The organism is uncultured Jannaschia sp., assembly GCF_947503795.1.
In the GTDB taxonomy this organism is placed as follows: domain Bacteria; phylum Pseudomonadota; class Alphaproteobacteria; order Rhodobacterales; family Rhodobacteraceae; genus Jannaschia.
Map to the genome: position 1 here is coordinate 1,972,674 of NZ_CANNEZ010000001.1, position 24,776 is coordinate 1,997,449.

Annotated in this window: 24 protein-coding genes and 1 tRNA gene; 14 read left to right on the plus strand and 11 right to left on the minus strand. The window is 70.0% G+C overall.

Going from position 1 to position 24,776, the window contains the following annotated elements; genetic code table 11:
• Positions 1–102: 102 nt before the first annotated feature.
• The 4 genes from Q0833_RS10310 to Q0833_RS10325 form a co-directional block, all read right to left on the minus strand.
• On the minus strand, positions 103–672 hold the full coding sequence (locus Q0833_RS10310) for a DUF924 family protein (protein WP_298433649.1): 570 nt from the start codon (positions 670–672) through the stop codon (positions 103–105).
• 50 nt (positions 673–722) lie between these two features.
• Positions 723–1,997 (minus strand): MFS transporter, encoded by a 1,275-nt coding sequence (locus Q0833_RS10315; protein ID WP_298433653.1) that lies wholly within the window; start codon positions 1,995–1,997, stop codon positions 723–725.
• 100 nt (positions 1,998–2,097) lie between these two features.
• Positions 2,098–3,138, minus strand: a complete 1,041-nt coding sequence (queA, locus tag Q0833_RS10320; protein ID WP_298433656.1) for a tRNA preQ1(34) S-adenosylmethionine ribosyltransferase-isomerase QueA — start codon at positions 3,136–3,138, stop codon at positions 2,098–2,100.
• Positions 3,139–3,150: 12 nt separating this feature from the next.
• Entirely contained in the window at positions 3,151–6,435 is a 3,285-nt protein-coding gene (locus Q0833_RS10325) for an AsmA-like C-terminal region-containing protein (RefSeq protein WP_298433659.1), read from the minus strand.
• Between the two features lie 92 nt (positions 6,436–6,527).
• Here Q0833_RS10325 and bcp point away from each other — a divergent pair, with 92 nt between their 5' ends.
• From bcp to Q0833_RS10350, 5 genes are all read left to right on the plus strand, one after another.
• On the plus strand, positions 6,528–6,989 hold the full coding sequence (gene bcp, locus Q0833_RS10330; protein ID WP_298433662.1) for a thioredoxin-dependent thiol peroxidase: 462 nt from the start codon (positions 6,528–6,530) through the stop codon (positions 6,987–6,989).
• A gap of 28 nt (positions 6,990–7,017) precedes the next feature.
• Positions 7,018–7,827 (plus strand): ferritin-like domain-containing protein, encoded by an 810-nt coding sequence (locus Q0833_RS10335; protein WP_298433665.1) that lies wholly within the window; start codon positions 7,018–7,020, stop codon positions 7,825–7,827.
• Positions 7,828–8,011: 184 nt separating this feature from the next.
• Positions 8,012–9,340, plus strand: a complete 1,329-nt coding sequence (locus tag Q0833_RS10340) for a M23 family metallopeptidase (protein WP_298433668.1) — start codon at positions 8,012–8,014, stop codon at positions 9,338–9,340.
• Entirely contained in the window at positions 9,330–9,878 is a 549-nt protein-coding gene (locus Q0833_RS10345) for a polymer-forming cytoskeletal protein (protein WP_298433671.1), read from the plus strand. The genes Q0833_RS10340 and Q0833_RS10345 overlap by 11 nt, the downstream gene beginning before the upstream one ends.
• Before the next feature lie 109 nt (positions 9,879–9,987).
• Positions 9,988–11,271, plus strand: a complete 1,284-nt coding sequence (locus Q0833_RS10350) for a glycosyltransferase (RefSeq protein ID WP_298433674.1) — start codon at positions 9,988–9,990, stop codon at positions 11,269–11,271.
• A gap of 3 nt (positions 11,272–11,274) precedes the next feature.
• On the opposite strand, the gene prfB is transcribed toward Q0833_RS10350, so the two are convergent.
• From prfB to Q0833_RS10370, 4 genes are all read right to left on the minus strand, one after another.
• Positions 11,275–12,393, minus strand: coding sequence for a peptide chain release factor 2 (gene prfB / locus Q0833_RS10355; RefSeq protein ID WP_298433677.1), 1,119 nt, complete (start codon positions 12,391–12,393; stop codon positions 11,275–11,277).
• Positions 12,394–12,490: 97 nt separating this feature from the next.
• A complete protein-coding gene (locus Q0833_RS10360) occupies positions 12,491–15,022 on the minus strand; it encodes a penicillin-binding protein 1A (protein WP_298435088.1) in 2,532 nt (843 codons plus the stop codon).
• 197 nt (positions 15,023–15,219) lie between these two features.
• The gene (locus Q0833_RS10365) at positions 15,220–15,711 is read right to left on the minus strand and encodes a cupin domain-containing protein (protein WP_298433680.1); all 492 of its coding nucleotides are present in this window, start codon (positions 15,709–15,711) and stop codon (positions 15,220–15,222) included.
• Positions 15,708–16,163: an outer membrane protein assembly factor BamE gene (locus tag Q0833_RS10370; protein WP_367274948.1), complete on the minus strand. Its 456-nt coding sequence runs from the start codon at positions 16,161–16,163 to the stop codon at positions 15,708–15,710. Before Q0833_RS10370 ends, Q0833_RS10365 begins: the two co-directional genes overlap by 4 nt.
• A gap of 108 nt (positions 16,164–16,271) precedes the next feature.
• Here Q0833_RS10370 and Q0833_RS10375 point away from each other — a divergent pair, with 108 nt between their 5' ends.
• Entirely contained in the window at positions 16,272–16,820 is a 549-nt protein-coding gene (locus Q0833_RS10375) for a DUF177 domain-containing protein (protein ID WP_298433687.1), read from the plus strand.
• A 4-nt stretch (positions 16,821–16,824) separates the two neighbouring features.
• Here the strand turns inward: Q0833_RS10375 and Q0833_RS10380 are convergent, their stop codons facing one another.
• Positions 16,825–16,971: a hypothetical protein gene (locus Q0833_RS10380; RefSeq protein WP_298433690.1), complete on the minus strand. Its 147-nt coding sequence runs from the start codon at positions 16,969–16,971 to the stop codon at positions 16,825–16,827.
• 270 nt (positions 16,972–17,241) lie between these two features.
• Here Q0833_RS10380 and rpmF point away from each other — a divergent pair, with 270 nt between their 5' ends.
• From rpmF to Q0833_RS10415, 7 genes are all read left to right on the plus strand, one after another.
• Complete coding sequence (gene rpmF, locus Q0833_RS10385) at positions 17,242–17,445, plus strand: 50S ribosomal protein L32 (protein ID WP_298433693.1); 204 nt, start codon at positions 17,242–17,244, stop codon at positions 17,443–17,445.
• A 32-nt stretch (positions 17,446–17,477) separates the two neighbouring features.
• Positions 17,478–18,584, plus strand: coding sequence for a phosphate acyltransferase PlsX (gene plsX, locus Q0833_RS10390; RefSeq protein ID WP_298433696.1), 1,107 nt, complete (start codon positions 17,478–17,480; stop codon positions 18,582–18,584).
• Positions 18,581–19,564: a beta-ketoacyl-ACP synthase III gene (locus Q0833_RS10395; RefSeq protein WP_298433699.1), complete on the plus strand. Its 984-nt coding sequence runs from the start codon at positions 18,581–18,583 to the stop codon at positions 19,562–19,564. The genes plsX and Q0833_RS10395 overlap by 4 nt, the downstream gene beginning before the upstream one ends.
• A 112-nt stretch (positions 19,565–19,676) precedes the next feature.
• Positions 19,677–20,033 (plus strand): integration host factor subunit alpha, encoded by a 357-nt coding sequence (ihfA, locus tag Q0833_RS10400; RefSeq protein WP_298435091.1) that lies wholly within the window; start codon positions 19,677–19,679, stop codon positions 20,031–20,033.
• A gap of 2 nt (positions 20,034–20,035) precedes the next feature.
• Complete coding sequence (locus Q0833_RS10405) at positions 20,036–20,938, plus strand: MerR family transcriptional regulator (RefSeq protein WP_298433702.1); 903 nt, start codon at positions 20,036–20,038, stop codon at positions 20,936–20,938.
• A gap of 57 nt (positions 20,939–20,995) precedes the next feature.
• A tRNA-Pro gene (locus tag Q0833_RS10410) sits at positions 20,996–21,072 on the plus strand.
• A 73-nt stretch (positions 21,073–21,145) separates the two neighbouring features.
• Complete coding sequence (locus Q0833_RS10415; RefSeq protein ID WP_298433705.1) at positions 21,146–22,216, plus strand: 2'-deoxycytidine 5'-triphosphate deaminase; 1,071 nt, start codon at positions 21,146–21,148, stop codon at positions 22,214–22,216.
• Between the two features lie 45 nt (positions 22,217–22,261).
• Here the strand turns inward: Q0833_RS10415 and Q0833_RS10420 are convergent, their stop codons facing one another.
• Positions 22,262–22,798: an Lrp/AsnC family transcriptional regulator gene (locus Q0833_RS10420; RefSeq protein WP_298433709.1), complete on the minus strand. Its 537-nt coding sequence runs from the start codon at positions 22,796–22,798 to the stop codon at positions 22,262–22,264.
• 68 nt (positions 22,799–22,866) lie between these two features.
• Between Q0833_RS10420 and Q0833_RS10425 the strand changes: the two genes are divergently transcribed.
• On the plus strand, positions 22,867–23,994 hold the full coding sequence (locus Q0833_RS10425; protein ID WP_298433712.1) for an MFS transporter: 1,128 nt from the start codon (positions 22,867–22,869) through the stop codon (positions 23,992–23,994).
• Here the strand turns inward: Q0833_RS10425 and Q0833_RS10430 are convergent.
• Positions 23,957–24,763: a DUF3445 domain-containing protein gene (locus Q0833_RS10430; RefSeq protein WP_298433715.1), complete on the minus strand. Its 807-nt coding sequence runs from the start codon at positions 24,761–24,763 to the stop codon at positions 23,957–23,959. The two genes, Q0833_RS10425 and Q0833_RS10430, sit on opposite strands and share 38 nt — an antisense overlap.
• Positions 24,764–24,776 lie beyond the last annotated feature (13 nt).

A 24,776-nucleotide genomic window follows, 5' to 3' on the forward strand; every position in this document is an offset into this window, starting at 1 on the left:
GTAAAAATCGTTCAGCGTTAAACTATGCCGACGATCCCCCAAGGGAAACCCCGCCGCCCCGGCGGTTGCGTCAAAGCCGCCATGCGACGGGCGGCGCGGCGGTCAGTCCTGCAATTCGCGCAGGATCGCGCCGTAGGCACCTTCGTCGAGGAACGCCTGCTCGCGCGGCGAGGTCGTCCGGCCCAGCGCATCGTTGCGGAACGGAAATCGGCCGAAGCGGCGGATGATCTCGCGATGGGCGCGGGCGTGAAGCAGGGTCTCTGGCGCGTTCATTCGCGTCATGATGAGGCGCACCGCCCGCTCCTGGTCGGCGAGGTTCTCGGAATGCTCCAGCGGCAAGTAAAAGAACTGCCGCTCGGGCTCGGGGATGGCGCGGTCGTGGCCCCGGTCGATCGCCCCCTTGGCCACGCTGCGCGCCAGCGGATCGGTCTCGAACGCCCGCCCGGAGCCGCGATGCATGTTGCGCGAGAATTGATCCGTCAGGATCAACAGGGCCAGCGCACCCCGCGCCGAGGTCGCCCAATGGTTCAGCTGCCCCGCCGCAGCCGCGTCCCACGCGTCCCGGAACCGTTCGCTTATGGTGGCGTCCAGCTTATCGCCGCCCTTGTACCAGTCCTCCGGCCCGCATTCCTCGAGCCAGAATGTCAGCACGTCCTCGGGGTCGTGTTCCATAGGTCCCTCCCTCTCTCCTGCGACGCCAACCCCCGTTGGCACCGGTCGGTTCACTTCGCCACGGCCACGGCCCCGTCGGCGGATGTCTCGTCCCACTCCCATTCGTCGACCACGTTGCCGATCGTCACCGGCGTGGCGGCCATCGCGGGCACGGGCACGTATTGCGCGGCATCGTCCGAGGACTCGATCGCGGGCCGCTGCGTCATCCGCCAGACCGCATAGGCCGCCAGCCCGGCCATCAGCACGGCGATGAAGACGAAGAACCCGCGCGGGCCGATCAGATCCATCAGGGCACCGGTCACGATCGGACCCCCGATGGCGCCCAGCCCGTTGATAAACAGAAGCCGGGCCGACGCCGCCGCCATGTCCTCGTAATCGAGATGGTCGTTCGTATAGGCCAGAAGGACCGAATAGAGCGGGTTCGCCATGCCCCCGATCACGAAGGCCGCCACCAGAAGTCCCGTGAACCCGGCCAGCCCCGTCGCGCCCAGCACACAGCCCAGACAGCCGATCAGCGCGGTGATGACGATCAGGCGGCGCCGGTCCAGCCGGTCCGACAGCCAGCCGATCGGGTATTGCACCAGCATCCCGCCGACGAAGATCATCGAGATGAAGAGCGCGATCTCGCCGCTCGTCAGGCCGGACTGCGCGCCGAACACGCCGCTCATCCCGAAGAGCGCCGAGAACATGCCCCCCATCAGGAAGATGCCGATGCAGCCCAGCGGCGAGACGGCGTAGATTTCGCGGAAGGTCATGGCCTTGGTGGTCTCGAAGGGCGGAACCGGCGTGGCCGATAGCAGGATCGGCGCGAAGCTGAGCGACACGAGCACCGAGACGAGGATGAAGAGCGAGTAGCCCGCCGCGTCCCCGATCGCGAAGAGACCCTGCGCCGTCACGATCCCCAGCATCTGTGCAATCATGTAGAGCGACAGCGCCCGCCCCCGCGTCTCGTTCGTGGTCGTGTTGTTGAGCCAGCTCTCGGCGACGATGTAGACGCCGCAGAAACAGAACCCCAGAAGGAAGCGGAGGCCCGTCCAGCTGACCTCCTGCACGAGGGCCGGATAGAGGATCAGGCCGGCGGAGGCGAAGCTGCCGAGGGCGGCGAAGACGCGCACATGGCCGACGCGGCGGATCATCTCGGGCACCACCTGCGAGCCCAGAAGGAAGCCCGCGAAGTAGGCCGAGACCACGACCGACATCCACGCGGTCGAAAACCCTTCGAGTTCGCCGCGCACGCCGATCAGCGTGCCCTGCATCCCGTTGCCGATCATCAGGAGCATGATCCCGAGCAGCAGCGCCCACGAGTTGCGGATGACGGTGAACATGGGCGACCTCCGGGCACGCGACTTTTCCGGCGCCTACGCCCCGTGCGGCGCGCCGTCCATTCCGAAAGCGAAGCGCCCTGTCGGGAACGCGCATCGCGCCTCAGGGCAGGAGAAGCGAGGCGTCCCCGTAGCTGAAGAAGCGGTAGTCCTCCGCGACTGCATGGGCATAGGCGGCCAGCATGCGTTCGCGCCCCATGAGCGCCGAGACCAGCATCAGGAGTGTCGATTGCGGCAGGTGAAAATTGGTCATAAGCCCGTCCGCCGCGCGGAATTCGAAGCCGGGATAGATGAAGATGTCCGTGTCGCCCCGGAACGGCGCGATCGGCCCGCCCCGCGCCGCCGTCTCGATCAGGCGCAGCGCGGTCGTGCCCACCGGGATCAAACGGCCGCCATTCGCCTTCGTCTGCGCCATCGCGGCGGCCGCCTCGGGGGTGACTTCGCCCCACTCGGCATGCATCCGGTGGGTCGTGACGTCCTCGACCGTGACCGGCAGGAAGGTGCCCGCGCCGACATGGAGCGTGACTTCCGTGAAGGCGACGCCCCGCGCGCGCAGCGCCTCGAGCAGTGGGCGGTCGAAATGGAGGCTCGCCGTGGGTGCTGCAACCGCACCCGCATGTCGCGCCCAGACCGTCTGGTAGTCGTCGCGGTCCGCCGCGTCGGGCGCACGCTTCGCCGCGATATATGGCGGTAGCGGCATGGTCCCCGCGCGCGCGATGGCCGCGTCCAGCGCGTCGCCCGTCGCGTCGAACCGCACGACGACCCGTTCGCCCAAACCTTCCACCACGCCGGTCAGTCCGTCGAATTCCAGCCGGTCGCCCACGCGCATCTTGCGCTGCGGCTTGCCCAGCGCCGCCCACGCGCCGTCGGGGCGCGCTTCGGTCAGCGTCAGCTCGACCCGCGCACGGCCCGAGCCGTCCCGCGTCTCGCGCACCCGTTCGCCCACCAGCCGCGCCGGGATCACCTTGGTGTCGTTCAGAACCAGCCGGTCGCCCGGGCGCAGCAGGTCCACGAGGTCGGTCACCACGCGGTCCGCGATGCCGCCCGCGTCCATGACCATCAGACGGGCCGACGACCGGGGGCGCGCGGGCCGCGTCGCGATCAGCCGCTCGGGCAGGTCGAAGTCGAAATCGCTCAGGTTCATGCCGCGCCCCTATCAGGAGGGCGGCGGCCGACGGAAGATCTCGCGGAAGATGCCGGGCGTCAGGATCGACAGGGGATCGACCGAGACCTGCGGGTTCGCCGCCGCCCCGCGCAGCTGATAGGTGAACCCGAACAGCCCCTCGTCGCGCCGCGAGAAGAGCGCCCCGAACAGCCCGTTGACGAGGTAGATCGGCGAAATCACACCCTGCAGGTCCATCCGCTTGGTGCCCAGATCGAAGGTGCCGTCGGCCGTAATCGACATGGACGGCCCGACCGCGCTGGCGCGCTGAATGACGATATCGCCAGGGCGGAGCGCGAAATCGCTTTCGACGGTCAGGAAGACGAGGCCCTCGCCGCCGAGCTGTTCGAGGATGCCGACCACCGACAGCGTCTGCAGAAGCGAGGCCAGCGCCGGCGCGTTGCGCACCCGGATGTCGCTGCCGCGCAGGGTGCCGCCATAGACGCCCTCGCGCGCCGTCGGGCGCAGCGTCAGCGTCAGCACGCCGCCGCGCGCATCCTGGAACAGCCCCGCCGACCGCAGGACGCCGCCGCCGTCACCGGTGCGGATCTGGACGGCGGCGCCCCCGGCCTGCGGCGCCAGCACGCCTTCGATCGGGCTGCCGCCGTTGACCCGCGCGGTGAACTGGCCCGTGGCCCCCCGCAGCTCGGCGCGCAGATCGGTCAGGGCGATCCCCTCGGTCACGGTCAGCCGGTCGAGCGCGATGGCCAGCGGCGCCGGGTTCCCGCCCCCGCCGCCGCTATCCTGGGCGAGCAGCGCGCGACGGAGATCCGCCTGTCCGCCCCTAATCGCGATGGCGGGCGCGGCCCCCTGCCCCCGCCCGGTCAGCGTCAGCGGCCCGGTGAAGAACGCCGTCTCGACCCGGTCGAACCGCGCCACCCCGAGGCCGCCGCCGTCCCGTAGCGTGACCGTGCCGTCTGCCGAAAGACCCGGCGCGTCGAGCGCCAGCCGCGTCACCTCGGGCGTGGCGCCCAACACCACGTCGAGTGCCAGCGATGCCGCCCGGTCGCGCCCTTTCGACCAGCCGATCGCGGGCAGCGCCAGCGCGGCACCGCGCAGATCGGACGTCAGCGACAGCCGGGGCGGCGCGCCCGCGGGCAGCGTGATCGCGACCTCGGCGGGGGTCTCTCCCGACAGGGTGACGGCCCCAAGCGCTATCCCCAGCCGGTCCAAGCCCTCGGGCGTGAGGCGGACCGTGCCACTGACCCGCCCCGGCTCGGGCAAGGGGCGTGGCGGCGGGGGCGTCGCGTCGGGGTCGATCGGCACCTCGGATGGCGGCGGAAGAACCTGGCGCCATCGTCCCGAGAACGGGATGCCCTCGAAGGCCGCGTCGCCCGCGATCTCGACCAGCCCCGGCAGGGCCCGCAACTCCAGCCGGTCGGCCGCGATGCGGCGCCCCGGCACGATCTCCTCGGAGACGACGTCGCGCAGGGTCGCGGCCACGTCGTAGGTGATATCGGCGGGCGCATTGCCCTTCCGCAGCGGCAGCGTGACCGCGACCCGCGCCTCGGCCCGACCGGAGGCGAGCGTCCGATCCTTGCGAAGCCGTTCCAGCAGGCGGAACGGCCGGTTGTCCATCAGCGCGAGCAGGTCGCCGACCTCGCCCCGCGCCAGGAGGTCGAGCTCGCCCCTCGCGGGCCGCTCGGTGGCGTCGAGGATCACGAAGCGCGACCCGGCGAGGTCGATGCGCCCGGCCTCCGCCGCGTCGCCGCCGGGTCCGATCCCCGGCACCGTGCCCCCGTCGAGCCGGATCGAGAAGCGACGATCGTCGAGCTGCGCCGCCCCCGCCGCACCCTCGGCCAGCGGCATGTGGCGCATGTAGCGGAAGCGTCCCCCCGAAAAGGCGAAGGACCCGAGCACCTCGGGCACCGCGCCCGGTCGCAGCCGGATCGCGGCATTGGCTTCGGTCGCAACACCCCCGCGCAGGTTCGACGCGTACCAGTTGCGCGCCTGCGGTGCGACGTCCGGGGGCCAGAGCGCGGTCAGGTCGTCCACCGCCATTTCGGGCACGGTCAGCCGGAGCGAACCGTCGAGCCCGCCCGCCACGAAGCCGATCCGTCCCGTCGCGCGCGCCGTGCCCGACGGCCCCGTCACCATCGCCTGCCCGATGCGCAGCGCCAGGGGCGCCTGCGTCACCCGCGCCTCGACCAACCCGCTGTCGAAGGCGACCGAGCGGTCGAACATGCCATCGGGATCGAAGAGCGTCCGCCCGAGACGGAGTTGTATTTGCGCGGGGCCGGTTATGCCGTCCTCGAGCAGGATCTGCCCGCCCGCCTCGACCGACAGGGCGTCGGAGCTGGCGGCGATATCCTCGAGCGCGATGCGGTCCGATCCCGGCACCCAGGCGAACCCAAGCGTCGCACGGTCGAGCGTGTAGCCCGGCCGGTCGACCATCCGCCCGTCCCGAAGCGCGACCGTCCCGCGCAGCGGACCAGGCACGCCGTCCTCGGCCAGCGTCACGCCCGCGCTGGCCGAAAGGTCGCCCATCGCCAGCGACAGGGCGGGCACGCGCGGCAGCGCCTCGGCCAGTGCCGCCACCGGCAGATCGGTCAGCGCAAGCCGGGCCAGCGCGCCCTCGCCCGCCGCCAGCCGCTGCATCGTCGCGGCCAGCCGTGCGGTCCGCCCGCCCGGCAACGGGATGTCCGTCCCGAGGTCGAGCGTCACGGCATCGTCCCCGCGGGTCAGCGTTACCGTGCCGTTCTCGATCCGCTGCGACAGACCCGTGACCGCATCCGAGAGCCGCAGGCGCACCCCGTCGATCCGCACGACGTCGAGATCGACGAGAACCGGCACCGCGAGCGCGGCGTCGAGCGCGGCGAGCCCCTCGGCCCAGTTCGATGGAAGGGCGCCGCCGCCCCCGCCGAACGCGAGGTTGAAGCGGCCATCCGCGTCACGTGCGATGTCGAGCGAAAGGTCCTCCACCGTCACCTGTCGTGGCCTGAGCCGTCCCCGCATCAGGGCCGCCCCGTCCAGCGCGACCTGCGCGTCCGGCAGCGCCAGAAGGTCGGCGCCGTCATCCGAAAGACCCGCGTCGCGCAGCCGCAGCCGCAGCGCCTGCGCGTCCAGATCGTAGCCCAGCGCCACCGATCCCAGCCGCACGCTCCGCCCGCCCAGATCCCGCGACAGCCGCGCCTCCAGCCGCGACACCGCCCAGTCCGGCAGGGCCACCGGCCCCTCGGTCAGGCGCCACGCGCTGCCCGCCAGAAGGGCCGCGACCACCAGCAGCACGACGCCCAGCGCCCGGAGCGGGCGGCGGCGGCGGGCGGGGGTGTCGGACATGGGCGCAGGCTCCGCATCGGGGACCCCGACCTTGACCCGACCCCGTCCGGGTTCCAAGTCCCGACGCAGCGCACCCCCAATGGAGAGACCCCATGACCATCGAACCCGGACAGGACGCCCCCGCCTTCGCGATGCCCACGGGCGGCGGCGGCGAGGTGTCGCTCGCCGACCTCAAGGGCAAGCAGGTCGTGCTGTATTTCTACCCCAAGGACGACACGCCCGGCTGCACCAAGGAGGCCATCGCCTTCACCGAGGCCGCCGCCGAGTTCGAGGCGGCGGGCGCGGTGATTGTCGGCGTGTCGAAGGACAGCGTCTCCAAGCATGAAAAGTTCGCCGCCAAGCACGATCTCGGCGTGATCCTCGCGTCGGACGAGGAAGGCACGACCTGCGAGGATTACGGCGTCTGGGTCGAGAAGAACATGTACGGCAAGACCTACATGGGCATCGAGCGGGCGACGTTCCTGATCGACGAAGGCGGCGTCGTGAAGCAGGTCTGGCGCAAGGTAAAGGTGCCGGGCCATGCAGACGCGGTGCTGGAGGCCGTGCGCGCATGATGGCCGCGGCCGGACGGGGCCGCGCCACGTGATCCCGCTCGCGCAGATGGCGGTCGAGGTGCTGGGCACCGCCGACCCCCGCGCCAAGACCGATCTCTCGCGCGCCCATGCGGCGACCTGGATGGACGCCCGCGCCGACGGGGCCCTGCCCGAGATCGGCATTGCCGCGCCGCCCGACCGGCCCGCGCGCCCCGACCGGCCCGAACTTCTGCACCCGCGCGACGTGCCGCGCCGCAAGCCCGGCACGCCCGAGGGACGGATCGCACTCCTGCATGCCGTCGCGCATATCGAGCTGAACGCGGTCGACCTCCACTGGGACGTCATCGCGCGGTTCTCCAACGTCCCCCTGCCGCCGGGCTTCTTCGACGACTGGGTGCGCGCGGCGGATGACGAGTCGAAGCATTGGGGCCTGATGTCCGACTGCCTTCGGGCCGCGGGGTCGCATTACGGCGCCCTGCCCGCCCATGCCGGCATGTGGCGTGCCGCCGAGGAGACGGCGGGCGACCTGATGGCCCGGCTCGCGGTCGTGCCGATGGTGCTGGAAGCGCGGGGGCTCGACGTCACGCCGGGCATGATCGACGTCTTCCGACGGGCGGGCGAGGACGGCGCCGTGGCCGCGCTCGAGACGATCTACGCCGAGGAGGTGGCCCATGTCGCCTACGGCTCCAAATGGTTCAACTTCCTCTGCGGGCGGGACAACCTCGATCCGCGCCCGACCTTCCACGACCTCGTGCGGACGCATTTCCACGGGCTCCTGAAGCCGCCCTTCAACGAGGAGAAGCGCGCCGATGCGGGGCTGCCGCCCGACTTCTACTGGCCCCTGACCGAAGAGGCGTGACCCGCAACCGGCGGGATTTTGCTCACAGGGGGGGCCACAGGCCGGGCGCGAAGGCCCTCCGGTTGCGAGAAGGGTCACATCTGACTAGAACGCGACGACTTGTGCCGCTTGGATCGGCGCCTGGGGAACGGAACGCGCGAACGCCCATCAGAGGTGGCGCACCACAGACGAGGGGAGACGGGGTTTGAAGCAACGCCTGTCCGATAGACTGAACGCGCGCCTTGAGCGCTACCTTCCCGAGCAACGCCTCTTTCTCAAATCCGATGATGGAACCCGGTTCATCCGGATGCGTCCGCTGACGCAGGCCACGATCCTGTCCGGCGGCGCGCTGGTGCTGGGCTGGATGGTCGTAGTGACCTCGTTCTTCCTGATTGGCGCGATCACCTCCGGCTCCAGCCGCGATCAGATCGCCCGTGCCCAGCTCGCCTACGAGACGCGCCTCCAGGCCCTGTCGGACGAGCGCGACGCTCGCGCCCGCGAGGCCGAACAGGCGCTTGGGCGCTTCTACATCGCCCTCGACGAGGTCTCGAAGATGCAGGGCACGCTGCTCGCCTCCGAGCAGCGGGTCCGCGAACTGGAAACCGGCATCGAGGTCATCCAGCGCACCCTCCGCCGCACGGTTGCCGAGCGCGACACCGCCCGCGACGAGGCCGAGACGATCCTCGCCCGGATCGAGGACGCCCCCGAGGCCGCCGCCACGGCCGAGCGCCGCGCCGCCGATGCCTCGGCGACTGCCGCCGCACTGGCCGAAGTGCTCGACGCCACCGCGCTCCAGCGGGACGAGGCCGTTGTCGTGGCCGAGGGCGCCGATGCCGAGATCGACCGGATGGAGGCGATGGCCGCCCTCATGGCCGATCGCAACGACCGCATCTTCGGCCGGCTGGAAGAGGCCGTGCAGGTCTCGCTCAGCCCGCTGGAAAAGGTCTTTGCCCGCTCCGGCATCTCGACCGACGCGATTCTCGACCAGGTTCGCCGCGGCTATTCCGGCCAGGGTGGCCCGCTCGAGCCGCTGGTCCTTTCGACCCGCGGCAACCCGAGCGAGCTCGACCTCGACACCCAGCGCGCCAACCGCCTGTTGAACCGCCTCGAAGAGGTGGAGCTCTACCGCATCGCCGCCGAGAGCCTGCCGCTTGCCCATCCCGTGCCGGGCCCGCATCGCCGCACGTCGGGCTTCGGCCCGCGCTGGGGCCGGATGCATTCGGGCATGGATTTCGCCGGGCCGCGCGGCTCGACGATCCTCGCCACCGCCGAGGGCACCGTCACCCATGCCGGCTGGCAGTCGGGCTATGGCAAGCTGGTGAAGATCCAGCACCCGCTGGGCTTCGAGACGCGCTATGCGCATCTTAACTCCATCAACGTGCGGCAGGGCCAAAGGGTCTCGCGCGGGCAGAATATCGGTGGTATGGGGACCACCGGACGTTCGACCGGGGTGCATCTTCACTACGAAATTCGCCGCGGCGGGCAAGCCCTGAACCCAGTCACTTTCATAAACGCAGGTCAGGATGTTTTCTAAATCCAAGCTGAACCAGCCCGGCGGCGACGCCGACAAGCCCAACACGCCCAGCTCGGGCTCGCCCGCGCCGTCGTCCCCGCCGTCCAAGCCCGCCGGGCTTGAACTCGGCGCAGGCGCGCAGGCGATGAAGCCCAAGGTCGCGCCGTCGACCCTGTCGGGTGACCTGCTCATCAAGGGCGACCTGAAGACCTCCGGCGATATCCAGATCGAGGGTGAGGTCGAGGGCAACATCCAGGCCCACCTGCTGACCGTTGGCGAAGGGGCCGTGGTCCGCGGTGAGGTGATCGCCGACGATATCGTCGTCAACGGGCGCGTCATCGGGCGTGTGCGGGGCCTCAAGGTCCGGCTCACTTCCACCGCGCGGGTCGAGGGCGACATCATCCACAAGACCATCGCCATCGAATCCGGCGCGCATTTCGAAGGCGCCGTCCAGCGGCAGGACGACCCGCTCGGCCAGTCCGGGTCCTCCAAGCCGTCGGCGGCTGCAAAGCCCGCGGCCACCGGTGGATCGTCCAAGCCCGAGGGCGCCGGCTCCTGAGTTCCGCCCACCCGTGACGAACGACACGACGACCCCGCCCCGACCCCGGAGCGGGGTTTCGCGTCTTCCGGGCCTCGAAGGCCGCATCCCGCGCCCGCGCCGCACCGCCGTGGTCCTTTCGACGATGGGCTCGTTGGGCGACCTCTATCCCGTCCTCTCGATCGCGCGTCATCTCGACCAATCAGGCATCGAAGTGCGCCTCGCGCTGAGCCCCGACGATTGCGACATGGCGCGTCGCTGGGGGCTGCTCGCGACACCCGTGGGCCCCTCCGAGGCCGAGATCTGCGAGCGGCTGGGGGTCACCCGCGACCAGATCGCGCGCGAGGTGCTGCGCGACCCCGGCCCCCTGATCCGCGACGTGCTGATCCCGATGCTGCCCGCCCTGACCGAGGAGCTGGCTCCGCTGACCTACGGCGCCGCGGTAGTCGCCGCCACCGCCTTCGCGCTCCACGCGCCCTTGGCGGCCGAGCGGGCGGGCCTGCCGTATGTGCCGCTGATCCTGCAACCGATGATGCTCTTCTCTGCGCTGGACCCGCCTCGAAGCCGCCGCTTCGGCGCGACGGTCCCATCCCCGGCGAACCCGCTGACACGCGCATGGAACCGCGCATGGATCGGCGCGGCACGCGCGGTGCTGCGCGCCCGCCATGCCGCCGACCTGACCCGCGTGCGCGCCGGCTTCGGCCTGCCGCCGCAGCCCGGCACGCCTCTTCTGGATCACGGGGCGACGGTGCCCCTGCGCCTCGGGCTCTGGTCGGACCGCTTCGCGCCCGCCCCCGCCGACCGGCCCGACGATTTCGAGGTGGTGGGCTTTCCCGCCGCCCCCGACGGCGACCTGCCCCAGCCCGTGATCGACTGGCTCGACGCGGGCCCCGCACCGCTTGTGGTGACGCTGGGCAGCGTGGCGCAGCGCCTGGGCGGCGAACGCTTCTGGGCCGAGGCCGTCGCACTGGCGCGACGCATGGGGCTTCGCGCCGTGCTTTTGCGGGGCGAGGCCGAGGTGCCCGAGGGCCCCGACATCCTGTCGCTGCACTACGCGCCCCATGCGCCGCTGTTCCCGCGCGCGGCGGCGGTCCTGCACCACGGTGGGATCGGCAGTACGGCCGAGGCGCTTCGCGCCGGTCGCCCGCAGCTCGTCGTGCCGGTGGGCGGGGATCAGCCCGACAATGCCGCGCGTCTCGAACGGATGGGCGTCGCCGTATCGATCGACGCCAAGCGCTTTCGCGCGGCCCGCGCCGCCGCACGATTGACGGACCTGCTGGGGCGGTTCGACTACGGCGCGGCGGCGACTCTGGGCGAGGCGATCGCGGGGCGCAACGGGGCCAGCATCGCCGCCTTGCACCTCGCGCGGCTGGCGCTCCAGTCGCGGCCGCGCCCGCTCGCCGTCGTGTCCTGACGCTCAGCCGGCGGCGTCGGCCCGACTCTTGCCGCTGGCATTCGAGGCCAGGACGCTCGCCATCACGCCGTCCAGCGACCCGTCCAGCACGCCCGACGTGTCCGACGTCTCGTAGCCCGTCCTGAGGTCCTTCACCATCTGGTAGGGCTGCAGCACGTAGGACCGGATCTGGTTGCCCCAGCCCGCATCGCCCTTGGCCTCGTGGGCGGCGTTGATCTCGGCGTTCCGGCGATCAAGCTCCATCTGGTAGAGCCGGGACTTCAGTGCCTTCATCGCGATGTCGCGGTTCTGGTGCTGCGATTTTTCGGACGAAGTCACGACGATATTCGTCGGGATGTGGGTGATCCGCACCGCCGAGTCGGTGGTGTTGACGTGCTGCCCGCCCGCACCCGACGACCGGTAGGTGTCGATGCGGATGTCCGACGGGTTCACCTCGATGTCGATGTTGTCGTCGACCACCGGATAGACCCAGACGGAGGCGAAGGACGTCTCGCGCGTGCCCTTGCCGAAGGGCGAGATGCGCACCAGCCGGTGGACCCCGCTCTCGGATTTCAGCCACCCGTAGGCGTTCTTGCCGCTGATCTTGTAGGCGACGGATTTGATGCCCGCCTCGGACCCGGCCTCCTGGCTTTGCAGCTCGACGTCGAAGCCGCGCTTGCCCGCCCAGCGGACATACATCCGCTGCAACATCTCGGCCCAGTCGCAGGCTTCCGTGCCGCCCGCGCCCGCGTTGATCTCGAGGAAGGTATCGTTGCCATCCGCCTCGCCGTCGAGCAGCGCCTCGAGCTCCTTCTCGGCGGCGATGGCAACCAGCTTCGCGATGGCGGCCTCGGCCTCGGATACGATCTCGGCGTCATCCTCCATCTCGCCCAGCTCGATCATCTCGACGTTGTCGGAGGTGTCGCGCTCCAGCGACTCGATGGCCTCGATCGCGTCGATCAGGCCCTGACGCTCGCGCATGAGGCTCTGGGCACGCGCGGGGTCGTCCCAGAGCGTCGGATCCTCGATCATCGCATTCGCCTCCTCGAGGCGATGCGGCGCCGTCTCCCAGTCCAGCCGCCGCTTCAGGAGCGCGACGGACTTGGCGATGGCGTCGACGTTGTTCTGGACTTCTGCGCGCATGGGGCCTCCGGGGATGCGACGCCTCACCTAAAGCGCGCGCGCATCCGCGACAAGGCGGCGCGGGATCGCGCAGGCCGCATCGACGGCCCGCCGCGTGTCAGTAGAGACCGCCCGACGAGAGCTGCCCGAAGGTCGCGCGCTTGGGGACGACCACCTGTCGTCCGGTCGAGGTCCGGACCTGGCTGGGCGCGGACTGGTCCTCGCCCTCGCCGCGCCCGAAGAGCGGCAGGTCGCCCGCCATCGCGAAGCCGCCGTCGATCACGAGACCGCCCCCGAGGCCGACGAACGGATCGGCACCCTCGCGGAAGTATTCGGCCACGACATGCTCGCCCGTTGCCGAATCCGGCAGGCGCGCGCCGGTGTAGCGGTCGATCTTCACGAAATACCCGCCCTCGGGCACCTCGAAGGGACCGCCGCCATATTCCTTGATGGCCTCGCGCATGAACTCGGTGAAGACCGGGCCGCACATGCCGCCGCCCGACGCGCCGCTGCCCAGAGACCGCGGACGGTCATGGCCGATATAGCAGCCCGCGACGATGCGCGACGAGAAGCCCACGAACCATACGTCCTTGGCGTCGTTGGTCGTGCCGGTCTTGCCCGCGATCGGCACGGGCAGGTTGACGGTGCGCGCAGCGGTGCCCCGCTCGACCACACCGGTCATCATCGAGGTCAACTGGTAGGCCGTGATCGGGTCCATCACCCGCTCGCGGTTGGACACGATCCGGGGGCCATAGCCCTCGGACAGCGCGGCGAATTCCTCGCAATCGACGCAGCGCCGCTGGTCGTGCTTGTAGACCGTGCGCCCGTAGCGGTCCTGGATGCGGTCCACCAGCGTCGGCTCGACCCGCTCGCCGCCATTGGCGAACATCGCGTAGGCCGAGACCATCTTGTAGAGCGTCGTCTCCTGGCTGCCGAGCGAATTTGCCAGAAGCTCGTCCATGCGATCGTAGACGCCGAAGCGTTCCGCATAGCTCGCGACCGTGCCCATGCCGACATCCTGCGCCAGCCGCACGGTCATCAGGTTGCGCGACCGCTCGATCCCGGTGCGCAGCGGCGCCGGCCCGTAAAATCGGTTCGACGCGTTCTTCGGTCGCCAGACTTCGCCGTTGCCCTGGTCGATCTCGATCGGGGCGTCGACGACGATCGTATTCGGCGCGTAGCCGGAATCGAGGGCGGCGGCATAAACGAACGGCTTGAAGCTGGAGCCCGGCTGCCGCGTCGCCTGCGTGGCACGGTTGAAGACCGAATGCTGGTAGCTGAAGCCCCCCTGCATCGCGATCACGCGGCCGGTGTTGACGTCCATCGCCATGAAGCCGCCCTGCACCTCGGGGACCTGGCGCAGCGACCAGCGGATCAGGTTGCCGCTGTCGTCCTCGGTCATGCGGCGGACATGGACGACCTGTCCCGGCTCGAAATTGTCGACGAAGCTGCCGCGCATCCAGGCGATGTCGTCGCGGGGCACGTCGACCGTGCCCTCCACGTCCTCGACCCCGAGCGTGAGCGTCTGATCGCCGACGCCGGTCACCACGGCGGCATGCCACCGGTTGCCGAGGTCGATGTCGCGCGCGACATCCGCCTCGGCCAGCGCCGCGCGCCACGCGGTCTCGTCCGAGAGCGTCTCGACCGGGATCGTCTTGCCCGTGCCGCGCCAGACGCCCGCGTTGCGGTCGAACTGTTCGAGCGCGCGGCGCAGCGCGCGGGCCGCGACCTCCTGCATCTCGGCGTCGATGGTGGCACGGACGCTGAAGCCCTGGGTGAAGAACGCCTCCTCGCCGAAATCCTGCGTCAGTTGGCGCCGGATCTCGTCGGTGAAGTAGTCGCGCGGCGGCAGGGCTGCGCGGAACGGCGCAAAATGGCCCGACTGCACCGTCAGGAGGGGCGAAAGCTGCGCCTCCTGCATCTCGGAGCGTGTCAGGTAGCCATTCTCGAACATCTCGCGCAGCACGAAGTTGCGCCGGTCGATGGCCCGCTCGGCCTGACGGACGGGGTGATAATCCGACGGGGCCTTGGGCAGGATCGCGAGATAGGCCGCCTCCTCGACGGACAGATCGGCGAGCGGCTTGTTGAAATAGGTCTGGGCCGCAGCGGCGACGCCGTAGCTGTTCTGGCCGAGGAAGATCTCGTTGAGATAAAGCTCGAGGATGTCTTCCTTGGACAGCGTCTCCTCGATCCGGGAGGCGAGGATGATCTCCTTCACCTTGCGCTCGGCGCTCCGGTCCGAGGACAGAAGGAAGTTCTTCATCACCTGCTGGGTGATCGTGGAGGCCCCGCGCAGCCGCCCGCCCCGCGCCGCGTCGACGGCGGCGGCGACCATCCCCATCGGGTCATAGCCGGCATGGAGGTAGAAATTCTTGTCCTCGGCCGAGATGAAGGCCTGCTTGACGAGGTCCGGGATCTCGTCGGCGGGGGCGAAGAGACGCCGTTCCTGCGCGAACTCGTCCATCAGGCGCCCCTGGCCCGAATAGATCCGGCTGATCGTCGGCGGCGTATACTGCGCGAGCTGTTCGTGGTTGGGCAGGTCGCGTCCGTACATCCACAGGATCGCGCCCACCGTCAGTGCCCCGGCGATGACTCCGAGCGTGATCGCCGAGAAGAGCCCGCCGACCACCGACAGGACGAACATCACCACGCCCTGCGCACCGCTCCACGCGAGGCCGCCGGTGGCTTTCATCACCTTCGTCACCATGTCGTTCGTTCCCTGCCCGTTCGGGGTCCGATATACGGATCGCCCCGGACCGCGTCAAAGCGACGATGCGTCCCGTGCGCGGGTCGCCGCCCAGTTTCTGCAATGAAAACCGTCAACATCCCGTGAACGGCGCGCTGCGGTCAGTCTTCGGTCTTCTTGCCGGCCTGCACCGTCTCCAGCGCGTCGTGAGCCACCAGCGTCCAAGGCAGGCCCTCGTTGCGAAAGATGCGCTTGGACTTGCGGGGATAGTCGGCCACGTCATGCGGCAGCCGCTGGCCGATCACGAGGACCCGCAGGGGCTCGGTCCCCGTCGCCTCCAGCGAATGCGCCACACCGCCTGCGCGGTAGCCCAGGAAGTCGCCCGGCCCGACCGGCTCCACCGCGTCGCCGATATGCGCATCGGCCGTCCCCGAGAGGATGTAGCAGGCCTCGTCTTCGTGGTGATGCACATGATGTTCGGTCGTCACGTCGCCCGGCTGCACCTCGATCAGGTGGATGCCCAACCCCTCCAGCCCCGTTGCATCCCCGAGCGAGCGGTTCACGCGCCGCGCGCGGGTATTGAGGAAATGCGTCTTCGCCAGCCCCGCCATCGCCGCGATCTCGGCGGCGCGCAGCAGGACGCGGTCCGTCAATTGTCGCCGGCCAGCGTTTCGCCGACATTGATGCGGCCGAAGTTGCGGATGAGCTGCTGGATGAAGCCGAAATCGCGGATCGACGTCTCGGTGATGCGACGCGACAGGGTGACGACCCGGCCCCGCTCCAGCCCGAAGCGCTCGATATTCTCGACCGTGCCGCCCTCGGTGAAGCTGATCGCGACCAGTTCACGTTCGATCGTCTGGGGCGCGCGCCAGGCGAAGTTCTTCCGGCGGCTCTGGACGTAATACCACGCATCATCGCGCAGCACGCCGTTCGCCGTGGGCCGACCGACCGTCGTGGCCACCGTCTCGCGCGTATCGACGCCGACGGTGAGCAAGGCGAGGTCCTCGTCGTTGGGGACGTAGCCATGATTGCGGTACGTCGCGGAACACGCGCCGACCGCGATCAGAAGGAGGGCCGCGAGCGTGCCCCGGATGATGGCGGTCATAGTCATTCCCCGTCCCGTCCGTCTTGGGGCCGTTGCGGGCCCTCGCGGTTTCCGCCTATGGCTTAACCGCCCCGCCGCGCTGCATCAAGTCCGCCCCGGAGACCCGCTATGAGACCCGTCCTGTCCCATCCCCTCCGCCTCGCGGACCTGCCCCAGCGAAAGCCCACCGCGATCCGGCTCGTGCCCGACGCCGGAGAGCTCGAGTCCCTGGCCGACCGCCTGGGCGTCGACGCGTTCCGCAAGGTCCGGTTCGAGGCCGTGCTGGCGCCCGACGGGGGACGCGACTGGCTTCTGAAAGGGCATCTGGGGGCGACGGTCGTCCAGCCCTGCCGGGTGACGACCGATCCGGTCACGACCCGGATCGAAGAGGATGTCGTCCGCCGCTACACGCCTGACGTGGCCGAGGTGACGGAGGAAGAAGTCGAGATGACCGAGGACGAGAACGTGGAGCCGCTGCCCGCCGTTCTCGATGCGGGCGATCTTCTGGAGGAGGTGCTGGCGCTGGCGGTCCCCGACTTTCCGCGCGCCGAGGGGGCCGAGGATATCGACCTGTCCGCCGCCCCTCCGGGCGCCGAGCCGCTGACCGAGGAAAGCGTCAAGCCCTTCGCGGGGCTTGCGGCACTCCGCGACAAGCTGGGCGGCGCCAAGGACGAATGACGGATTACTGCGCCATCATCTGCTGAAGTTCGGCCAGACGGTCGGGATGCAGGTGGCTGTTGGGCGTGGTCTGCGCAGTCACGGCGGCGGTGGTGCCTCCGGCGATGATGGCGACGGCGAGGACGGTGGCGAGGGCCTTGATGCGGGTCATGTCGTTTCCTTTCGATCCGGTCGCATGCACAACTAGCCATTGCTCAGCGAAGTTCCTGTGAGCTTGCGCACAGTCAGGTGATCGTTCGTGAAGGCCCGTGTGCCCGGCTTGCATCCCGGTCGAATCTCGCTATGAGGCGCCTTCCGCCCACACGGGCCGCGAAATGGCTGGACCCCTGCCCCCGAAGGGACTAGGGACCGCCCGAAGATTTATTGACACCTGCGGGACGCGGCGACGCGCGCGGCCCCAAACACGATCCGAGGTTGAGACATGGCCGTTCCGCAGAACAAGGTCACCCCTTCCCGCCGCAACAATCGCCGCTCCCACGACAGCCTGACGCCGGGCAACCCGGCCGAATGCCCGAACTGTGGCGAACTGAAGCGTCCGCATCACGTGTGCGGCGCCTGCGGCCATTACGCGGACCGCGAAGTCATCGCGGCCGACGCGGTCGAACTGGACGACGACGTCGCCTGAGCGGCGAGCGTATCGCATGAGGGAGGCGCATCATGTCGGATGAGACCGGCGGCGCCTCCGTTTCCAAGCCCTCCGTGGCCGATGCCGGGTCGACGCCCGGCGGCGTGCTGTCGATCGACGCGATGGGCGGCGATCTCGGACCCGAGGCGGTCGTCGCGGGCATGGCCCGCGCCGTCAAGCTCAACCCCGCCATCCGCTTCGTCGTCCACGGCGACAAGCCGGTCCTCGACGCGCTGATCGCCAAGCGGCGCGGCCTGTCCGATCACTGCACCACCCGCCACGCCGAGGGCGTCGTCACGATGGACGACAAGCCCGCGCAGGTCATGCGCAACGGCAAGGACACCTCGATGTGGTCCGCGATCGAGTCGGTCCGCTCGGGCGAGGCGACGGTCTGCGTCTCCTGCGGCAACACCGGGGCGCTGATGGCCGTGGCGATGATCCGGCTGCGCAAGCTGCCCGGCGTCAATCGGCCCGCCATCGCGATCTTCTGGCCGTCGCGCAATCCCAAGGGCTTCAACGTGATGCTCGACATGGGCGCCGATATCCGCGCCGATGCCGACGATCTTCTGCAATACGCGCTGATGGGCACCTCCTACGCCCGCAATGCGCTGGGCCTCGACCGGCCGCGGGTCGGCCTCCTGAATGTCGGCACCGAGGAGCACAAGGGCCGCTCGGAGCTGCGCGAGGCGCATGACCTGATCGAGGCGCTGGCCGATGCCAACCGCTTCGAGTTCGTCGGCTTCGTCGAGGGCGGGGACATCCCGTCGGACCGCGTCGACGTGATCGTCACCGACGGCTTCACCGGCAATGTGGCCCTCAAGACCGGCGAGGGTACGGCCAAGTTCGTGCGCGACATGCTGTCCGAGGCCTTCCGCGCCACGCCCCTTTCGAAGATCGCGGCCCTTCTTGCGATGACGTCGCTCAAGCGGCTCGCCGCCCGGATCGACCCGCGCCGCGTCAACGGTGGCGTGTTCCTCGGGCTCAACGGCACGGTCGTCAAATCCCACGGTTCGGCGGACGAGACCGGCGTCGCCTCGGCCATCGCGCTGGCCTGGGACCTGTCGACCTCGGGGTTCAGCGAGAAGCTCAAGGCCCGGCTCGACACCGCCACCGGACTTCAGGACGAGGATCAGGCATGACCGCAAGCGTGACCCGAGCGGTGATCCGCGGTGTCGGCCATTACCTCCCCGAGCGGGTCGTCGAGAACGACTGGTTCACCACCTTCCTCGACACCTCCGACGAGTGGATCAAGTCCCGCTCCGGCATCGAGCGCCGCCACTTCGCCGCCGAGGGGCAGACGACCTCGGACCTCGCCACCCGCGCGGCCGAGGCCGCCCTCGCCGACGCCGGTATGCAGCCGAACGATATAGACACGATCATTCTCGCGACCTCGACCCCCGACCTGACATTTCCGGCTACCGCGACCATCGTGCAGGAGCGGCTGGGCATGACCCGCGGCTTCGCCTTCGACGTCCAGGCCGTCTGCGCGGGCTTCGTCTACGCGCTGTCGAACGCCAACGCCCTGATCCTGTCGGGTCAGGCCAAACGCGTGCTGGTGATCGGCGCCGAAACCTTCAGCCGGATCATGAACTGGGAGGATCGCACGACCTGCGTGCTCTTCGGCGATGGCGCTGGCGCGGTGATCCTGGAGGCGACCGAGGGCACGGGCTCCGCGTCCGATCGCGGCATCCTCGCCACCGATCTGCACAGCGACGGGCGACACCGCGACATCCTCAAGGTGTCGGGCGGCGTCTCCGCGTCGCAATCCACCGGCCATCTGATGATGGCCGGCAAGGAGGTGTTCCGCCACGCCGTCGAAAAGCTCGCGCGCTCGACCATCGACGTGCTCGACATGGCGGGCGTGACCGTGGACGACGTGGATTGCGTGATTCCGCACCAGGCCAATATCCGCATCATCAGCCGCACCGCCCAGAAGCTCGACCTGCCGATGGAAAAGGTCGTCGTCACCGTTCAGGACCACGGCAACACCTCGGCCGCATCGATTCCCCTCGCCATGTCCGTGGCCAAGGCCAGCGGGCAGGTCTCCGAGGGCGATCTGGTCGTGACCGAGGCGATCGGCGGCGGTCTGGCCTGGGGTGCCGTCGCGCTGCGCTGGTAGCCTAAGCCCAGACCCCGCAACGGCGTTCCATGTTCGTTCCTGCGCGGTTCGCCGCAGATGAACTTTGCGGCGCAAGCCCTTGTCATTGACACTATTTCCGGCGCGCTCCAATCTGCCCTCGGACGACCAATCCAAAAGACGAACCGGAGCAAACATGACCGGAAAGACCCTGACCCGAATGGACCTGAGCGAGGCCGTCTTTCGGGACGTCGGCCTGTCGCGCAACGAGAGCGCGAACCTCGTCTCGTCAGTCCTGCAACACATGTCGGATGCCCTCGTGGGCGGCGAGCAGGTCAAGATCTCGGGCTTCGGCACCTTCTCGTGCCGCGACAAGGCCGCCCGTGTCGGCCGTAATCCCAAGACCGGCGAAGAGGCCCCGATCCCGCCCCGCCGCGTGCTCACCTTTCGGCCGTCGCACCTGATGAAGGACCGTGTCGCGGCCGGCAACGCCGAGCTCGAGCAGGCCTGAACTTGGCCAAACCTCCCGAGAAGGCGGATGGAGCCTTTCGCACCATCCGCGAGGTCGCCGACTGGCTGACCGTCCCGACGCATGTGCTGCGCTTCTGGGAGTCGAAGTTCGAACAGATCGCACCCGTGAAAGGTGCCGGCGGGCGTCGCTACTACCGCCCGGAGGACATGCGTCTTCTGGGCGGCATCAAGGTCCTGTTGCACGATCGCGGCCTGACGATCCGCGGCGTCGGACAGAAGATCGACGATGACGGGGTCGAGCCGGTGATGGCGCTCTCGCCCGAGCTGGAGATGCCCGAGCAGCCCCTGCAGCGCACCCGCAAGGTCATCCGCAATGGTGATGCCGAGGGCACCGCGCCCCGCGTCGTGCCCTTTGACCGCAAGACCAAGAGCCCCGCCGCTCCCGATACGCCCGTCGATGCGACCCAGGCCGACCGACCCGATGCCGACCCGGTCGAGGCACCGGGCACCGACACCGCGCGCCCGCAGCCCGTGGACCGCATCACGCCGCCCGCCGAACCGGATCAGCCCGCCCCCCCGACTCCCGAGGACATTGCCGCCCCCGGCGACGCAGTCGAACCCGCCTCGCCGGACGAGGATGCCGAACCCATCGCGCCCGACGGCGTCGGCCCGGTCCCCGACGGCCCCTCGCCAGACATGCCCGAGGTCGACCTGCCCGACGTGGCCGAAGCCGCACCGCAACCCGACCGCCCCGAGCCCGACGCGGCACCGCCCGCGATGGAGATCCCGATGATCGACGCCGCCGCGCCGCCGCCGACGCTCGCCGCCTTGCGGCTGGCGCGCGCAGCGACCGGGATTGACGCCTCGAACGCGCGCCAGATGCGCCGCGTGATCCGCAAGCTGCGCGGTCTCGTCGAGGAGATCGAGGACGAGCTGGACGCCTGAGATGACCGGATTTTGTCGCTTGCGCCCCCGTGCGAGTTCCGTATGTAGGGCGCCAGTCGGGCTATGGCGCAGCCTGGTAGCGCGTCCGTCTGGGGGACGGAAGGTCGCAGGTTCGAGTCCTGCTAGCCCGACCAAGCGCACCTTTCGGGGTGCTTGCAGAACGCTCCGTCCCGCGACGGGGCGTTTCGCATATCAGGGGGACCGCATATGACCGACGCGCCCGGCGTCCTCGCCAGTCAGCAGATCGAGGCGATGCTCGCCCGCGGCGCGATCACGGCCCCGCCGCTGGTCGACGGTCAGGTTCAGCCCGCCTCCCTCGACCTTCGTCTCGGCGACGTCGCCTACCGCGTCCGCGCCTCCTTCCTGCCGGGTGCCGGACGCCGCCTCGCCGACCGCCTCCCCGAATTCGAGATGCATCGCATCGACCTCAGCGACGGCGCCGTTCTGGAAAAGGGTGCGGTCTATCTCGTTCCCTTGCAGGAATCGCTGACGCTGCCCCCCGATCTTTCAGCCGTGGCCAACGCCAAGTCCTCGACAGGCCGCCTGGACCTGCTGACCCGCACCGTCACCGATGGCGGGACCGAGTTCGACCGCATCCCGCCCGCCTATGATGGCCCGCTCTATGCCGAGATCTGCCCGCGCAGCTTCTCGGCCCTCGTGCGCCCCGGCATGCGCCTCAACCAGATCCGCTTCCGATCAGGCGAGGCGGCGCTCGACGACGACGCGCTGCGCGCGCTCCATGCGCGCGTGCCGCTGACCGATGGGACGCCCGTGATCGACGACGGCCTCGGATTCTCCGTCGATCTCACCCCCGGCGATGGCGATCTCGTCGGCTGGCGCGCCAAACCGCATACCGGCGTGATCGACCTCGACCGGCTGGGCCACTACGCGCCCCGCGACTACTGGGAGGCGATCCGCACCACCGATCGCCGCATCATCCTCGACCCCGGCGCGTTCTACATCCTCGTCAGCCGCGAGGCGGTCACGATCCCGCCGACCCATGCCGCCGAGATGGCGCCCTACCTCGCCATGGTGGGCGAGTTTCGCGTGCATTATGCGGGCTTCTTCGATCCGGGTTTCGGTCACGGCACGCCCGCGCGCGGTGTCCTCGAAGTCCGCTGCCACGAGGCGCCCTTCGTGCTGGAAGACGGCCAGATCGTCGGCCGCCTGATCTACGAGGGGATGTCCGAGGTGCCCGCACAGCTCTACGGGCAAGGGATCGCGTCGAATTACCAGGGCCAGGGGCTGAAGCTCTCGAAGCATTTCGCGGCACCCTGACCGCTACCTCCGCACCGGTGCCCACATGTATCGTGGGTCACCCCCTCAGTCGCGGATATGGTCCTCGGCGGCGAGCGCCTCGGTGACGCCCGCCTGCACGCCCCGCTCCAGATAGGTCGAGAGCGCGAGGAATGTCCGCGTCCTCTGCACGCCCTGCAGGTCGTAGACCCGCGACAGGAACCCCTCGAGCGCGTCCGAGGACGCCACCCGGACCTTCAGGATGATGCAGGCATCGCCCGTGGCGGAGTGGATCTCCTCCAGCTCCGGCAAATCCGCCAGTTCGGTCAACGCGCGCGTCTTGCCCCAGCCCGTCGTCTCGACATGGACGAAGGCCAGCATCGGCTTGCCCATCGCCGCCCCGTCGAGATCGGCCGTCGTGCTCCGGATCGCGCCCGAGGCCCTGAGCCGCCGCACCCGCTCGTGGATCGCGGCCGCCGACAGGCCGACCCGCTCGGATAGGGTGGCGTAGGACAGCGTCGCATCCCCGGCCAAAGCGCCGGATATCTTTCGGTCGATCGCGTCCAGACCCCGGCCCGCCGGACGCATGGACCGAACCTCCTCCGTTTCTTCGCCATCGGCCATATCGCAGTCTTCCCGTATGTCATCCGTCCCGCTAGCCCCGGAACCGGACCAGGATCGAGGAGATGGCGATGAACCGCAACCTGAACCTTCTGATGACTGCCGTCGGCGTGGTCGGCGCGAATTCCCTCGTGCTGGGGCCGGTCTCGGCATCCGTGGGCGCGGCGCTCGGGCGACCGGCGGCGGATGTCATGCTCGCGGCGGCGGGGTTCGGCGCGGTCACGGCGCTCTCGGCGCTGGTCCTCGCGCCGTGGATCGACCGGATCGGCGCGGCCCGCGCGATCCGGCTTGCCTTCTCGGCGCTGACAATGGGCCTTCTGCTCTGCGGCGCGGCACCGGGCTTCGGATGGCTGATCGCGGGGCAGGCCATCGCCGGACTGGCGTCGGGCGTGGCGCTGCCTGCCGCCTACGCGCTCGCCGCCGAACTGGCACCGCCGGGCCGGGCCGCCGAGGCGCTGGGCCGGGTGCTGACGGGATGGACGCTGGCGATGGTCTTCGGCGTCACGCTCTCGGCGGTGCTGGCCGATCTCGTGCACTGGCGGGCGGTCTTCGCGCTGGCGGCCATGGGTGCGGGCGGTCTGGCGCTCTTGCGGCTGCCCAACCGGCCGGGCGGCCCCGTCACGCCGCCCTGGAGCGCCCTGCCCCGGCCCGGCGTGGCCCGCGGACTTCTGGCGCAGGCGGCGATGATGACCGCCTTCTACGGCACCTATTCCTTCCTCGGCGCTCATTTCGAGCAGATCGGCGTGCCGACGCTCTGGGGCGCGCTTCCGGTGCTGGCCTACGGCATCGGCTTCGGCCTCGCGGGGCGGTTCGATCCCTGGCTCGACCGGCACGGCTATGGCGGCGCGGGGCCTTGGGTCTTCGGCGCGGTGGCGCTGGCGCTTCTCGCGCTGGCTGCGGGGGCCGGGTCGCTCTGGACGCTGGTCCCGGCCTTCTTCGCCTGGGGGCTGGCCAACCATCTGGGCCTCGGGCTTCTGGTCGGGCGGATGACATGGGCGGGCGGCGCACAGAAGGGCGCCGTGCTGGGCCTCAACACAGCCGTCACCTACCTGGCCGTGGTCGCCGGGGCCGCGGGCTTCCGGCCCGTCTTCCAGGCCGGGGGCTTTGCGCTCTGTGCCGGGGTCGGGGCGGGTCTGGCCGCCCTCCTCGCCGTCGAGGCAATCAGCCAACGGGGCAGCCGGCCCGCTGCGCCGGTGTGAGCCGGTCCAGCGGCACGATCCAGGTGTGCACCGCGAAGAGCACGGCGCCCGTCCGGGGCAGGCGCAGCACCGTCTGGCGCTCGGACCGGACGTAGCGCGCCGTCTCTGGCCTCTCGGGCGCCGCCGCCTCGGCGCGCGGCCGGTGGAGCACGGCCTCGGCATGGGGCAGGACATTGGCGCGCCACATCGGGCGGCCGGAGACTGCACGGTCGAACAGGCGCTGCACCCGCCGGGCCAGGTCGGCATCGTATTCCGGCACCGGCGCGTGGATGCGAACGAGCGGACGGCCGATTTTTTCGGCGAGGGTCCAATGGGCCGGGAAACACAGAAGCCCGGCGATCAGCACATGCTCCGCCCCTCGCCGATCGAGCAGCAAAAGATCCTCCTGTATCAGCCGCGAGGCCACTTCGAGCGGCGGGCCGTCGAGTGACACGCGAAACCCGTCCGGGCGACGCACCACCCTCCCCTCGCGCGCGAAGCCCGGCGGCAGGTCGGCGAGCACGGTCTCGAGACAGTCCGCCTGCGCCGCCTCCGAGCCCGGCTCGGCCATAAGAACGTGGTCCCGCCGTTCGGCCAGAAGGCGGGCCTTCTCGGCCAACTGCGCGCCGTAGACCTCGTCGACGATGATCCACGAGCCCTCGGTCACCGGCCGCATGCCCGGCATCCGCGACAGCGCCGGATCGGCCCAGGGCGTATGCGGCAGCGCGGATTGGGTGATCTCCAAAGCGACATTCCCGGCGTCGGTTGCAGGCGCGACGGGCGCGGTCACGCGGCCCGACGCT